The organism is Billgrantia tianxiuensis (assembly GCF_009834345.1).
Taxonomy (GTDB): domain Bacteria; phylum Pseudomonadota; class Gammaproteobacteria; order Pseudomonadales; family Halomonadaceae; genus Halomonas; species Halomonas tianxiuensis.
Genome location: NZ_CP035042.1, coordinates 3,636,839 through 3,651,192 on the forward strand (window position 1 = coordinate 3,636,839; position 14,354 = coordinate 3,651,192).

At 64.7% G+C, this 14,354-nt stretch carries 9 protein-coding genes and 2 pseudogenes; 3 read left to right on the plus strand and 8 right to left on the minus strand.

Going from position 1 to position 14,354, the window contains the following annotated elements:
* Window position 1: 1 nt before the first annotated feature.
* From EKK97_RS17000 to EKK97_RS17010, 3 genes and pseudogenes are all read right to left on the minus strand, one after another.
* A pseudogene (locus EKK97_RS17000) lies at window positions 2-801 on the minus strand (NRDE family protein).
* A gap of 9 nt (window positions 802-810) precedes the next feature.
* A complete protein-coding gene (gene ptsP / locus EKK97_RS17005; protein WP_159555836.1) occupies window positions 811-3,072 on the minus strand; it encodes a phosphoenolpyruvate--protein phosphotransferase in 2,262 nt (753 codons plus the stop codon).
* Window positions 3,073-3,221: 149 nt separating this feature from the next.
* A pseudogene (locus EKK97_RS17010) lies at window positions 3,222-3,712 on the minus strand (RNA pyrophosphohydrolase).
* Between the two features lie 222 nt (window positions 3,713-3,934).
* On the opposite strand from EKK97_RS17010, the gene EKK97_RS17015 reads away from it, so the two are divergent.
* On the plus strand, window positions 3,935-4,591 hold the full coding sequence (locus EKK97_RS17015; protein ID WP_159553667.1) for a histidinol-phosphatase: 657 nt from the start codon (window positions 3,935-3,937) through the stop codon (window positions 4,589-4,591).
* Between the two features lie 131 nt (window positions 4,592-4,722).
* On the opposite strand, the gene EKK97_RS17020 is transcribed toward EKK97_RS17015, so the two are convergent.
* Window positions 4,723-5,697: a malate dehydrogenase gene (locus tag EKK97_RS17020; protein WP_159553669.1), complete on the minus strand. Its 975-nt coding sequence runs from the start codon at window positions 5,695-5,697 to the stop codon at window positions 4,723-4,725.
* Window positions 5,698-6,026: 329 nt separating this feature from the next.
* On the opposite strand from EKK97_RS17020, the gene EKK97_RS17025 reads away from it, so the two are divergent.
* Window positions 6,027-7,184 carry an efflux RND transporter periplasmic adaptor subunit gene (locus tag EKK97_RS17025; protein ID WP_340162891.1) on the plus strand — a complete coding sequence of 386 codons (1,158 nt, stop codon included), beginning with the start codon at window positions 6,027-6,029 and terminating at the stop codon, window positions 7,182-7,184.
* 2 nt (window positions 7,185-7,186) lie between these two features.
* The gene (locus tag EKK97_RS17030) at window positions 7,187-10,270 is read left to right on the plus strand and encodes an efflux RND transporter permease subunit (RefSeq protein WP_159553671.1); all 3,084 of its coding nucleotides are present in this window, start codon (window positions 7,187-7,189) and stop codon (window positions 10,268-10,270) included.
* Window positions 10,271-10,494: 224 nt separating this feature from the next.
* Here EKK97_RS17030 and EKK97_RS17035 read toward each other — a convergent pair whose 3' ends face one another.
* The 4 genes from EKK97_RS17035 to rsd form a co-directional block, all read right to left on the minus strand.
* Window positions 10,495-11,094, minus strand: coding sequence for a DUF2931 family protein (locus EKK97_RS17035; RefSeq protein ID WP_159553673.1), 600 nt, complete (start codon window positions 11,092-11,094; stop codon window positions 10,495-10,497).
* A gap of 147 nt (window positions 11,095-11,241) precedes the next feature.
* Window positions 11,242-11,925: a DUF2931 family protein gene (locus tag EKK97_RS17040; protein ID WP_340162892.1), complete on the minus strand. Its 684-nt coding sequence runs from the start codon at window positions 11,923-11,925 to the stop codon at window positions 11,242-11,244.
* Window positions 11,837-13,060, minus strand: a complete 1,224-nt coding sequence (locus tag EKK97_RS17045) for a phospholipase effector Tle1 domain-containing protein (RefSeq protein WP_159553677.1) — start codon at window positions 13,058-13,060, stop codon at window positions 11,837-11,839. Before EKK97_RS17045 ends, EKK97_RS17040 begins: the two co-directional genes overlap by 89 nt.
* Window positions 13,061-13,844: 784 nt before the next feature.
* A complete protein-coding gene (rsd, locus tag EKK97_RS17050) occupies window positions 13,845-14,333 on the minus strand; it encodes a sigma D regulator (RefSeq protein WP_159553679.1) in 489 nt (162 codons plus the stop codon).
* Between the last annotated feature and the right edge of the window lie 21 nt (window positions 14,334-14,354).

Consider the following 14,354-nt stretch of genomic DNA (forward strand, 5'->3'; position numbering starts at 1 on the left):
GTCATGGGCAGTACGAGGTGTCCAAGTGCGCGCAAGATAGCGCAATGCGCTCCCGGCTGCGGCCCTGCGCCACTCCCTCGGGGCCATAGCGATGCTCCTCCAGCTCGATGACGCCCGCCTCGGCATCCCAGGCAAGCCAGGTCGTGGCGCGGGTACCGTACTGTTCGCCGACGATGAAGGGCGGCGACAGGCGCCGTTCCAGCTCGAGCCCGACTCCGGTATCCGGCAGGTGCGTGTCATCGGCCGGGCTCGTCTCCGACATCGCTGCCACGGCATCCTCCGGCCAGCGGCGGCGCAGCGCCGTCGCCAGCCCCTGGCGGGCTGCGATCAACTTGGGCCAGGGAGTATCGAGGCTGGCATTCGAGAGGCCATGAATACCGGGCGTGACCTCCGTGAGCAGCAACCGCTCCCGACCACGGTGGAGGTGCCAGAGCCTCCGGCCTTCGCCCACCAGGAGATTGAAGCCGGCGTAGCGCCAGCCTCTGCCCTCGGCCAGCTCCGTCAGCCACGCCGGCAAGTCGGGACACTCCAGCGCCTCACGCACCAGGAGCCCTCGGCTCGGCGAGCCAGACATAACCCTGATTGCCGGATCGCGCACGTTGGTAACCGCAGCCACGCGGCCACGGCGATGCACCGCCAGCCAGCTGCCACCGGCCTCGAGATCGCGCCCCCAACGATGTCGGGAGCATCCTGCCAGACTCCCAGCTCAGACGTGGGGCGCTGGTGGAATTCGTCCCGGTTCGCCACCAGCCGCAGCGGCACGGCCGTGCCCGGGCGATAGTCGAAAGCAATGAGACACATGGGGTAGCGTCAGTCCCGCGGCGGCAGCAGGTGCGCCAGCTGCCACTCGCTCAATCGTGCGAACAGATGGCTGCGCACCGCAGAGGGCGTGTTCAATGCCAGGGTTTCGCGCACCAGGGTCTTGGCGGCGTCGAGCGATACCCGGCGGATCGCTGCCCGCACTCGTGGCAGGCTGGGGGCGTTCATGGAGAGCGAGTCGAAGCCCATGCCCATCAGCAGCAGCGCCCCGGCCGGGTCGCCGGCCAGCTCGCCGCACACCGAGATCGGCTTCTTCAGCCGCGCCGACTCTTCGGCCAGGCGCGCCATGGCACACAGTACGGCAGGGTGGCAGGCGTCGTAGAGGCTCGCTACGCGAGGGTTGTTGCGGTCCACCGCCAGCAGGTATTGAGTCAGGTCGTTGCTGCCGACGGAGAAGAAATCGGCGCGCTCGGCCAGGGCATCCAGTTGGTAGAGCGTGGCCGGCACTTCCAGCATCACGCCGACTTTGGGCCGCGGCGACACGATACCCTCCTCGCCCAGCTCGCGAATGGCTCGGTCGAGCAAGCGCAGCGCATCGTCGACCTCGTCGACGTTGGTCACCATTGGCAGCAGGATCTGCATGTTGTCGAGGCCCTGGGAGGCCCGCAGCATGGCGCGCAGTTGCACCATCAGCACTTCCGGGTGATCGAGGGTGACACGAATGCCGCGCCAGCCGAGGAAGGGGTTGGCCTCATCAATGGGAAAATAGGGCAGGTCCTTATCGCCGCCGATATCGAGGGTGCGCATGACCACCGGCAGCGGAGCGAAGCTCTCCAACTGATCGCGATAGAGGCGCGCCTGCTCCTGCTCGCCGGGAAAGCGCTCGGCGACCATGAACGGCACTTCGGTACGGTACAGCCCCACGCCGCTGATGCGCTTCTTGAGCGACACCGTGGTATCGATGGCAAGCCCGGTATTGACCATCAGCGGCATGACATGGCCGTCAGGCGTCTCGCTGGGCAGGTCTTGCTCGTGCTCGAGCACTTCGATCAGCGCGGCCTCTTCGGCGATCAGGCTGCGGTAACGGGTCTTGAGTTCCTCCGAGGGCCGCACGAACAGGCGTCCACGATGGCCGTCGAGCACCACCTCGGCGCCGGAGAGGCGCGGCAGCGGTAGGTCGACCATGCCCAGCACGGTGGGCACACCCATGGCCCGCGCGACGATCGCCACGTGGGACGTGCTCGAACCGCGGGCCGAGACCAGGCCGGCAAGCCGCTCCCGCGGGACCTCGCCCAGCATGGCGACGCTGATCTCGTCGCCGACCAGAATGGTGCTCTCGGGGAAGGTGTCGGGCACCTGCGGCGTTTCCTCCTGCAGGTGGGCGAGCACGCGCCGACCCAGGTCACGCACGTCGGCGGCCCGTTCGCGCAGGTAGTCGTCGTCGACCCGCTCCAGGTACTGCACATGGCGGCGCACCACGTCGGCCAGGGCCCCGGGCGCCCACTGCCCCTCGCGAATGCGTTTCTCCACCTCCTGGGAGAGCGCCGCTTCGCTGAGCATCTGCTGATAGACTTCGAACAGCGCCAGCTCCTGGGCCGAGATACGATTGGCCAGACGCTCGCCCGCGGCGCGAATCTCCTCGCGCACGCGCTCGATGGCCTCCTTGAGGCGCACGATTTCGTATTCGACATCGGTGGGAATCAGGTCGGGCACGCTGTCCAGGTCGGCCAGCGGCGCCACCACCACTACTTCGCCGATGGCCATTCCGGGCGAAGCAGCCACGCCGGTGAACAGCGCCTGGCCGCCCGGCAAGGTGGGACGGCTGAGGCTACCGGTGGCCAGCGCATGGGCCAGCACCCCGGCGAGTTGCGCCCCCATGGTGATGAGGAAGGCTTCGTCTTCCTCGTCGTAGCGGCGCTTCTCGGCCTGCTGCACGACGAGGACGCCGAGCATGCGGCGCTGGTGAATGATCGGTACGCCGAGAAAGCTGGAATAGCGCTCCTCGCCGGTAGCCTCGAAGTAGCGGAAGCGGGGATGCGCGGGGGCATCCTCGAGATTGAGCGGCTCCTCGCGCTCGGCCACCAGGCCGACCAGTCCCTCTCCCACCCGCAGGCTCACGTGCCCCACCGCCTGGCTGTGCAGGCCGATGGTTTCCATCAACACGAGCTCCTGGATCTCGCTATCGTAGAGATAGAAGGAGCACACGTCGGTATGCATGGCCTTGCGGATACGGCGCACCATGGTCGCCAGCGCCGCATCGAGGTTACGGGCACCGTTGACCTCTTGTATGACCCGGCGCAGCACCTCCAGCATCGGCGTCTTGCTTTCCATTGTTGTCATCCCTCGCCTGGCAGAGGAGTCAAGACCAAGCATCGCCACTCGAGAGCCACTCGGGGAGAGTGGGCTGCCTATCGGGGCCCTGCGTTGCCCCTCGTGTCGTGCCCAACCGTTATTGTGTCAGATCAGCGGCCCTCGAGCGCCAGCCGCTGCGCGCGCGGGGAAAGCTCGCTCAGCGCGCGGCGGTACACCTCGCGCTTGAACGGCACCACCTGGCCCAGCGGATACCAGTAGCTGACCCAGCGCCAGTTATCGAATTCGGGCTTTTCCGAACCGTCCATGCAAATGCGGTTCTCCTGACAGCGAATGCGCAGCAGGAACCACTTCTGCTTCTGGCCGATACAGACCGGCCTGGAATTCATGCGCACCATGCGTCGTGGCAGGCGATAACGCAGCCATCCCGAGTACAGGCCAGTAGCTCGACGTCATCGGCGGTCAGGCCGATTTCCTCTTCCAGCTCACGATAGAGCGCCTGTTGCGGTGTTTCGGTTGACTTGATGCCTCCCTGGGGAAACTGCCACGCATTCTGTCCTACCCGACGCGCCCAAAGCAGTTGCCCCCTGGCGTTGGCGATGATGATGCCAACGTTGGGGCGAAAGCCGTCAGCGTCGATCACGGACGTCACCTTGTGAAAATCGTCATTAAGAGCATTCTTCCACAAGGGCGCAAAGCGCATCAATACAACGATCAGGGAGTAGGCTCACACCCGCCGGAGCCCGACGCGAGAAAAAGCGCGACGGGGCTTAGCAGCGTGGGTGTTGTCTGACATAATCGCCAGCTTTCGTGCAACGCAGCACGTCTCACCAATCACAACTCACCACATCGCAAGGGGTAAGCCGTGAGTCTGGCCATCTTCGATCTGGACAATACTCTGCTCTCCATCGACAGCGATCACGCCTGGGGCGAGTTCCTGCTCGAGCAGGGCGCCGTGGATGCCGAGGCCTATCGTGAAGCCAACGACCGCTTCATGGCCGACTACGAGGCAGGCACGCTGGACATCCACGCCTTTCTGGCCGTGGCCCTCAAGCCGCTCGCCGACAATAGTCCCGAGCAGCTCGCCGCCTGGCATCAGCAGTTCATGGCCAGCAAGATCGAGCCCAGCATCCTGCCCAAGGGCGAGGAACTGCTGGCACGCCATCGCAGCCGTGGCGACACCCTGCTGATCGTCACCGCCACCAACCGCTTCATTACCGGCCCGATTGCCGAGCGGCTGGGCGTGGACCACCTGATTGCCGTGGAACCGGAAGTCCGCGATGGCCGCTACACCGGCCAAGTGAGCGGTACGCCGAGCTACCGCGAAGGCAAGGTGAAGCGCCTGGAGGAGTGGCTGGCGGACAAGGACCTGACCCTGGACGACGCCTGGTTCTACAGCGACTCGCACAACGACCTGCCGCTGCTGGAACTGGTGGAGCATCCGGTAGCGGTGGACCCTGACCCCACCCTGCGCGAGGAAGCCGAAAAGCGCGGCTGGCGCATCATGAGCCTGCGGGGCTGAGCGGCTTCGCCAGTTCATGAGTCGTAAGAACGGCGCTTCGCGCCTGGAAGAGCGAAGACGAAAGACAAAAACCCCGAAGGCCTGAGACCTTCGGGGTTTTTCTTGGCTCTTACTTCTTATTTCTTACACGCTTAGCCCAGCAGATGCTCGACGGCGGCGCGCTCTTCGCGCAATTCGTCTTCAGTGGCCTTCATCTTGGCACGGCTGAACTCATCGATCTCGAGACCCTGCACGATCTCGTAGTCGCCGTTCTGGCAGCGCACCGGGTAGGAGTAGATGATGCCCTCAGCGATGCCGTAGCTGCCGTCGGACGGGATCGCCATGCTCACCACCTGATCGGTACCCAGCGCCCAGTCGCGCATGTGATCGATGGCGGAAGAAGCGGCGGATGCAGCGGAAGAGGCACCGCGCGCCTTGATGATCGCCGCGCCGCGCTGCTGCACGGTGGGGATGAAGTCGTTCTCGTACCAGTCGCGCTCGACCAGGTCGAAGGCCGGCTTGCCGGCTACCTTGGTGTGGGCCAGGTCGGGATACTGGGTAGCGCTGTGGTTGCCCCAGATGATCATGCTGTCGACGTCGGTAACGCGCTTGCCGGTCTTCTGAGCCAGTTGGGTCAACGCACGGTTGTGGTCAAGGCGGGTCATCGCGGTGAACTGACGCGGGTTCAGATCGGGCGCGTTGCAGGAAGCGATCAGCGCGTTGGTGTTGGCCGGGTTGCCCACCACCAGCACGCGCACGTTGCGGCTGGCGTTGTCGTTCAGCGCCTTGCCCTGCACGGAGAAGATCGCGGCGTTGGCTTCCAGCAGGTCCTTGCGCTCCATGCCCGGGCCGCGCGGACGGGCACCGACCAGCAGGGCAAAATCGGCGTCCTTGAAGGCGACGTTGGGATCGTCGGTGGCGACGATGTCCTGCACCAGCGGGAAGGCGCAGTCGTTCACTTCCATTACCACGCCGTTCAGGGCGTCCATCGCCTGCGGAATCTCGAGCAGCTGGAGAATCACGGGCTGATCAGGGCCCAGCATGTCGCCTGCCGCGATACGGAAGATAAGGGAGTAGCTGATCTGGCCAGCACCGCCGGTAATGGCAATACGTACGGGATCTTTCATTTTTGCTCCTTCGGTTGAGCCGCCTGAGGGAAACGCTGCACAAATGTCTGCGCGAGCGAATCGCCTCGTTGCGCGGTGCTCAGAATCCTCACATATACCCCATATGCTCCGGTTCTTGTGCTCCGTGCGCCTTGCGCTTCATCTCGCTCGCTAATTTGTCCAGCATTTCCTGAAGATGAGCCTGACGGATGCGGATCCGCCCCGGCCGAAATCCGGACCGCCAAGATGGTATGCCTGCACTGCACAAAACTCAATCCGACCTCTGGTTAGTGGAAACTCTGCACAATGACTGCGCGAGGCGACTGCTACCCTTCGGCACATGCGCTATCATGCTGTGCCTAAATATGCTAATGCAGGCATTTACCCAGGGAAGGCCCCATGTCGAGACGTCCCCCATTTCCGCCCTGCTTGCTGCCCTGGTGCTGCTGGCACTACTGCTATGGTTGGCCCTCGGCGACTTCCAGCGCTTCCAGCAGCAGGCACCGCCTGAGGAGACACCGGCCGAAGAGAGCCTGCCCCGGGTCGAATACCACGCCAGCACGGCCACTCCCTACCTGCCGCAGCGGGTGGTGCAGGGCCAGTTGGAAGCCATCCGTGAAGTGGAGCTGCGCACCCGTTATGCTGGCCGGGTCACCGGTCTGCCCGTGACCCAGGGCGCCTCGGTGGAGGCCGGCGCTCCCCTGCTGGCACTCTCGCGCGACGCCCTGGAGGCACAGCTCGAGCGCGCCGAGAACCAGCTCGAGCTGGCCCGAGCCGAGCTAGCCGGAGCCAACGACCTGCGTCGCCGCGATCTGATCTCCCAGCCCGAACTGCTGCGCCTGCAAAGCAGCCTCAGCGTGGCAGCGGCGGAAGTCGCCGAGCTGCGTCAGTCGCTCGACGAAACCCGTCCCGCGGCGCCTTTCGACGGTGTACTCGACCGCCTCTACGTGGAGCTGGGTGAAGTGCTTCAGGTTGGAGATCCCTACGCCCGCCTGGTGGACGATCGACGCCTGAAGGCAAGTGCCTGGGTGGCCCAGCGCGATGCGCACGACCTGAGACCCGGTCTGCCCGCCGAAGTGCGCCTGCTAGACGGCAGCCGCCTGAGCGGGGAGTTGACCCACGTGGCCAGCCGCGCCGATGAGTCTACGCGCTCCTTCTATATCGAAGCCGAATTCGACAACCCGGAGCGACGTCGTCTGGCCGGCGCCAGCGCCACCCTGGCGATCACCCTGCCCGAGCGCGAGGTGCATCGCCTTTCTCCCGCCCTGCTCGAACTGGACGAGCAGGGCCGGCTGCGCGTGAAGCACCTGGATGAGGAGGATCGCGTGGTGAGTACCCCGATCGAGCTGGTCGCCGCCGACGCCACCCAGGCCCATGTCGCCGGCCTGCCCGAGACGATCCGGCTGATTACCCTGGGTGCGGGCTTCGTCGCCCCCGGCAATCGCGTCATCGCGATGCCGGCCGCGAACGGCGACGGCACGAGCGTTGAGCACCGGGAGTCGCCCTGACCATGCGCACCCTGATCGAGGCCGCCCTGGATCGGTCGCGTACCACGCTATTGCTGCTGTTCGCCCTGCTGGTGGCGGGCCTCGCCGCCTGGCAGGCGGTGCCCAAGGAAGCCAATCCGGACGTTCCCATCCCCATCATCTACGTCTCGCTGGCATTGGAGGGCGTGAGCCCCGAGGACGGCGAGCGGCTGTTGGTGCGCCCCATGGAGCAGGAGCTGCGCACCATCGAAGGGGTGCGCAAGATGACCGCCCAGTCCAGCGAAGGGCATGCCGCCGTCACCCTCGAATTCGACGCCGGCTTCGACCCGCGCCAGGCACTGGCCGACGTGCGCGAGCGCGTCGACATCGCCAACGCCTCGCTGCCCGAGGAAGCCGAGGAGCCGCGCGTCTTCGAGGTCAACGTCGGATTGTTCCCGGTGCTGACCCTCGGCCTCTCGGGACCGATCGAGGAGACCCGACGGCTGGCCATCGCCCGCCAGTTGCAGGATGCCTTCGAAGGCGTACCCGAGGTGCTCGAGGTCGAGATCGGCGGCGAACGCGAGGAACTGATGGAGATCGTCATCGATCCGCTGGTACTCGACAGCTACGGTGTGGATTTCGACACCCTGTTCAACCTGGTCACCCGCAACAACCGCCTGGTGGCGGCCGGCAGCCTGGATACCGGCGCCGGCCGTACGCCGGTGAAGGTGCCCGGTATCATCGAGTCCCTCGATGACGTGCTCAGCATGCCGGTGAAGGTGGATGGCGACCGGGTGGTGACCTTCGCCGACGTGGGCTGGATCCACCCCACCTTCAAGGATCCCGAGGGCTTCGCCCGCATCGACGACGAACCGGCGCTGGTCCTGGAGATCTCCAAGCGTGACGGGGCCAACCTGATCGCCACCATCGAGGGCGTACGCAACATTCTCGCCGAAGCCGCCCCGCTGCTGCCCGACGAACTTTCCATCACCACGATCATGGATCAGTCGGTCACCGTCGAGCAGATGCTCTCGGAGCTGCTCAACAACGTGGTCACCGCCGTGGTGCTGGTGTTGATCGTGATCCTGGCAGCGATGGGCGTACGCTCGGCGCTGATGGTGGGGCTCACCATCCCCGGCGCCTTCCTCACCGGCATCCTGCTGATCTGGGCGATCGGCTACACCCTCAACATCGTGGTGCTGTTCGCCCTCATTTTAGTCGCCGGCATGCTGGTGGACGGCGCCATCGTGGTGAGCGAGCTGGCCGACCGCCACCTGCGCGAAGGCCAGCCACCGCGCCAGGCCTGGGTCAACGCCGCCACCCGTATGAGCTGGCCGGTGATCGCCGCCACCGCCACCACCCTGGCGGTATTCTTCCCGCTGCTGTTCTGGCCCGGTGTGGTGGGCGAGTTCATGAAGTATCTGCCCGCCACGGTAATCCTGTGTCTGCTCGCCTCGCTGGCCATGGCACTGATCTTCCTGCCCACCCTCGGCGGCGTATTCAGCGTGCGTGCCGGCAGAGCCAGCCGCAGCGACGAGCTGGTCACCGCCGGAGGCCGCCTGTATCGCGCCACGCTGGCACGGCTGCTGGCCCATCCCGGCATGACGCTTGCGATCGCCCTGCTGCTGATGGCGCTGATCTTCGTCGGCTATGGCCGATTCAATCATGGCGTGGAGTTCTTCCCCGAGGTCGAGCCGGAGAACGCCCAGGTGATGATCCGCTCCCGGGGCGATTTCTCCGCATTGGAAAAGGACGCCATCGTGCGCCGGGTAGAATCGCGCCTGGCCGGTATGAGCGAGGTGCAGGCGCTCTATGCCCGCTCCTATGCCATCCCTAACGAACAGATCGGCAGCGACGTGATCGGTACGGTGCAGTTCCAGTTGATCGACTGGCAGGAGCGCCGCCCGGCCCGGGTGATCATGAACGAGATGGCCGAACGTACCGCCGACCTGCCCGGCGTGGTGCTGGAGTTCCGCGAGCAGGACATGGGGCCGGGTGCCGGCAAGCCCATCGTGTTGGAAGTCAGCGCCCAGGAAGCTAGCGACAGCGAAGCGGCGGTCGAGGCCATTCGCCAGGAGATGGCACGACTCGGCGGTTTCCGCGACATCGAGGACAATCGCAGCCTGCCTGGGGTCGAATGGAGGCTCAACGTGGACCGCGCCGCCGCCGCGCGCCTGGGGGCCGACGTGGCCGCGGTGGGCAGCGCCGTGCAGCTAGTCACCAATGGCCTGCAGGTGGCCACCTATCGTCCCGCTCACGCTCCGGACGAAGTCGACATTCGCGTACGCTTTCCCCCCTCATGGCGTCACATCGACCAGTTGGACCGGCTGACACTCAACACTTCCCGCGGTCAGGTGCCGATTTCCCACTTCGCCAGCCTGGAGCCGGCGCCACGGGTGGGCACGCTGCACCGTATCGACGGCCAGCGTGCCATTACCGTAGAGGCGGACGTGGCTTCAGGCTACCAACCCGACGAGCGCTTACGCGCCCTGCTGGCGGCACTGGGTCAGCCGCCGGAAGGCGTGCGGGTCAACGTCGCCGGTGAGCAGGAAGACCAGGAGGAAGCCAGCCGCTTCCTGATTACCGCCTTCTTCGTCGCCATAGGGCTGATGCTGCTGATCCTCGTCACCCAGTTCAACAGCCTCTACCAGGCACTGCTGGTGCTCTCGGCCATCGTATTCTCCACCGCCGGGGTACTGATGGGCCTGCTGATCAACGGGCAACCGTTCGGCATCGTCATGGTGGGCATGGGGATCATTGCCCTGGCCGGGATCGTGGTGAACAACAACATCGTGTTGATCGACACCTACAACGAGCTGCGCCAGGCGGGGCAGGCGCCATACGATGCCGCTCTCGAGGCTGGCGGCCTGCGTCTGCGTCCGGTACTGCTCACCGCCATCACCACCGTGCTTGGCCTGATGCCAATGGTGCTGGAAATCAACGTCAACCTGTTTGCCCCAAGCCTGGGTATCGGCGCCCCCTCCACTCAGTGGTGGACCCAGCTCTCCAGCGCCATTGCCGGTGGGCTGGTGTTTGCCACCGGGCTGACGCTACTGCTGACGCCGTGCATGCTGGTGCTGTGGCAGCGCCGGCCGACACGTGAAGCGGCAGAGCCTGTCGAGACGTGACGAAGCACGAGCCAAATGAATCAAGCAAGGAAAGGCGGGGGACAATATAGAAGCCGTGCCAGCAGCAGCGCTTGGGCGTAGGCGAGTCACCCATTGACTAGGCACCCTGCGGCTCTTGAGTCGGCAGGTAGGAGTGCAGCGACACATTGGGGAACACCCGGCGCACGCCGCTGGGCTCCGGGGTGTTGGCCAAGCGCTCTGGCGGTGCGAGGTAGCCAAGTCAATCACCACGGCGAAGGGATTACACTCTCGTTGACGTACTCCTGGGTACGATTGCGATACCGCCCCGGATCCCCCTCTGCCTCCTCGGCCCAGGCCGACTCCACGATTGGCGCATGGAAATCCCGGCTGCGATCCCCGCCGCAGGCGCGGCAGCGAGCCCGCCACCAGACTTTGGCTTCCCCCCTACCGGAGAAGCCAACCATAAGATAATGGAGGTAATCGGGCAGCGGATAGTCCCGGTACCACTGCTGCAGCAGGGCATTTGTGTCCGGCAGTGCCAGGTCGATCTCATAGAAGGTCTGAGTGCGGTAGGAAAACCAGCGCGCCTGTACCGAGGAGGGAGCGGTCACCGGATGCGCCAGGTGGATATACGATCCGCTGCGTGGGGGGGAATACTCGAAACCGACGCTGAGATTGCCAGCAGGAGAGCGCCAGGTGTCATCGAAGGTCAACTCTTCTACCCAAACTGGCCATCCTCTTGGTCCACCGAATGGCTGTACGGTAAAGTCGTAGCGCCGAGGCTCCGCCTCACAGGCGCTAGTGAGCAGTAACAAGGCCAGCAGCAGCCCGTGGCGCAGGCGGGTCGTCCATAGCCTAGGCATCCTGAGGCTCCTGGGTTGGTAGGTAGGAGTGCAGCGACACATTCGGGAACACCCGGCGCACACCGCTAGGCTCCAGGGGTATGGCCCAGGATCTTCTGAGAGTAAGTGATGAGGGCGGCACAGGCTGGCTTCGACGCGCTGATCATGTCATTCCCAGGGCGAGGGAATGATTCCCTCATCAATCCGTCGCTGAGTCTGGCTGCGAAAGGTCGCCGGATCGCCCTCCACCTCCTCGGCCCACGCCGACTCCACGATTGGCGCATGGAAATCCCGGCTGCGATCCCCGCCGCAGGCGCGGCAGCGAGCCCGCCACCAGACGGTAACCTCCCCCTTGCCGGAGAAGCCAGCCACCAGAGTGTGGCGATAATCTGGAGGTGGGTAATCCCGATGCCACTGCTGCAGCAGAGCGTCCGTGTCCGGCAGTGCCAGATCGATCTCGTAGAAGGTCTGGGTACGGTAGGAGAACCAGCGGGCCTGAACAGATTGAGGGGCAGACATTGGATGCGCCAAGATGTTGATCGATCCACTACGGGGAGGGCGGCGTTCAAACCCTGCACTTAGTCCCCCGCCTGGGGTCTGCCATGCATGATCGAACGTCAGATACTCCACCCATACGGGCCAACCACGTGGCCCGCCAACTGGTTGAACAGTGAATTCATAGCGCTGAGGCTCCGCCTCGCAGGCGCTGGTGAGCAGTAGCAAGGCCAGCAGCAGCCCGTGGCGCAGGCGTGTCATCCACGACCTAAGCATTCTGAGGCTCCTTCGGGGCCGTGACCGGCGCTTCGTGGCGATTGGGGAAGACCCGGCGCACACCGCTGGGCTCCGGCGCATGGGCCAGGCTTTCCTGGCGGTGAGACGTATGGATATAGCCGGCGAAATGTTCATGCGATATGTCCAGCATCCACTGCTGGCCGCGTCGCCTACCGCCTTCCCACCACTCATCGATCAGGGCTTGCAGCTCGGCGGGGATGGTATGGTCTGTATCATCCCGGAGTTCATCAAGGGGCACCCAGGCTCGCTTCGCCTCTTCGTACATCTGGTGCAAGGCATAGATGGCCAGCTCCTTGCGCGTGGCGCGGCGTTCGATCTCGAGCACGTCCATGCCCTCCACGCGAATGTCGAGCCCTCTGGCCTGCGCCTCCGCCTGAGCCCGGCGAATTGTCTCGCCATTGGCCCCCAGCCCGCCACGGCGCCGTACGATCAGTTCCTCATGATTGGTAAAGCCCAGTTCCAAGTTGGGGTTCTCATAGCCGCCGCCGATATCGGAGTGCGCACCGGGCAGGACAATTTCGGCGAAGTTGCCGGGGTGGTTGCCCTGGGCATCGGCAATGCTGCTGAGGGGAAAGTTACGGCGGATCTCGTGATGGGCAGTGAGCTGCACCACCCGCGCGGCGCTGCCCGAGGCGATATAGAGATCGAAATCGAGGTTACGGTCGGTACCGGGCCAGTAGAAGCTGCCCACGGTATCGAACAGCCCGACGAAGCGCACCTGCGGCAAGGGAATCGGCGTGGGCGGAAAGGCCAGGATGCGGCGCAGCGGTGGTTGATACCCAGGCCTGGCAAGGCGGAAGTCCGGCACCAGCAGGGTTTCCGGCCAGCGATGGATCAGGTTGACGAAGTGCCTGGCCAAGGCCGCACCACGGCTAAAGCCGAACACATCGAAGGTGATCGTGGCATCCGGGTTGGCCTCCAAAATCTCGCGGACCTCGGTCAGCGCCTGTTCGATACGCGCGTGGCCGCCCTCCGGACCCACACCCGTGCCCAGCCCAGCGAGGTCTTCGGAGGCCACGAAGCCGTCCTCGCTCTCCCGGCCGGTAATGGTCCCCACGCCGTGGACATAGACTCGATAGTAGCCTCTCTCTTCATCTTCCGGATATAGATCGCGCAGCTTGGCCACGTTGGTGATATCGCGGTCGGGCAGGTGGCGGTCGTTGAACATGTTGTTGCCGGTGCCGTCGAAGAACACGCCGATTTGCAGCGTACGCTGCGGTGCGGGGGCGTTTCCGGCGCCGGCGGCGGGGTGGAGAGTTTCGGCTCGGGAGCGGGCGTGGGGCGCGCTACACCAACGTCACCGAAGCGTTGCAGCGAGGCTATGGCTTGCGGCCCCAGCCCTCGGGCGTTCAGGCGCGGGAGCAAGAATCCGACCAGACCGCTGCCACTGAATGCCCCATGAGCGTTCGAGCGCCACAGCTGACCGGTCCACTCGACCAAGGGAGAGAAGGGGCGGTCAAAACCGTCATTCAGCACCAGCAGCAGATCGCCCTCCTTGACCGCCTTGACGATCTTCCGGATCGCCACTTCCTTGTCCGGGTATAGATCGTAGCCCCCCGCCCGTTTATACAACGCGGAGAGGGTTTCCCGGCCAGAGTCCCTCGATAGCTTGCTCTCGATCTTGCTCGCGGCAAAGGTGGGTAACTCGATGAAGGGAAGATCGATATCCCTGACGTCATGGCGACGAATGAGCTTCCAGTACACGGCCCGTTTCTCCTATCCCTGGCTGTCTAAAACAGAAAGCTGATCAGGGTATCCGAACGGTGCAGAGCGCTGCTATGGGCGATTTCCTACAAAAGCCATGGTCAAAGGCTTAATTCAGTGTACGAATATTGCCTGCTGCAACACCCAGCACATGAAGCGGCAGAGCCCGCCGAGGAGTGAGCCCTATCGTTGAGAGGACGGACGCTAGATACAACGGCGCCGCTCCGACACGGGTCGGGGCGGCGTGATATCGGCTCGAGAAGCAGGTACGAAGGTTACTCGGCCTGGGCCTCCGCCTTGGGCGTGTGCGCCGCATGCAGGCGAGCGATCAGTTGATCTTCCAGTGCAAAGCGCTCGGTCAGCCCCTTAGCCAGGCGATCCAGCCAGGCGGGCAGGCGCGGCAGGAAATGCTGGCAGCGCACCGGCGTCGAGTAATCGGAATCGAACGCCAGCACCAGTTCGGTGGAAAGCTCCAGCCGCTCCAACAGTTGGCTAGCAATTTCCAGCGCCTGGTGATCCTCGAAGGCGTTGGCCTCCTCGCGCAGCTGCGGGTAGATCTCGAAGTGGCCCGCGCTGATGTAGTCCATCAGCAATTCACTGAAGCGATCGATCTGGGGCTTGCTCACGGCCTCCAGCTCGGAATCGCAGGCCTCCTTGAGCTCGATGAAACTGACCAGCAGCTCGCGGCGCTCATCGAGCCATCGATCGATCAGCTGATGCACGCCCCCCCAGCGCTCCCTGGCGGTCTTGCACTGTTCCAGCATCGTGAGCCTCCTTCCCCTATG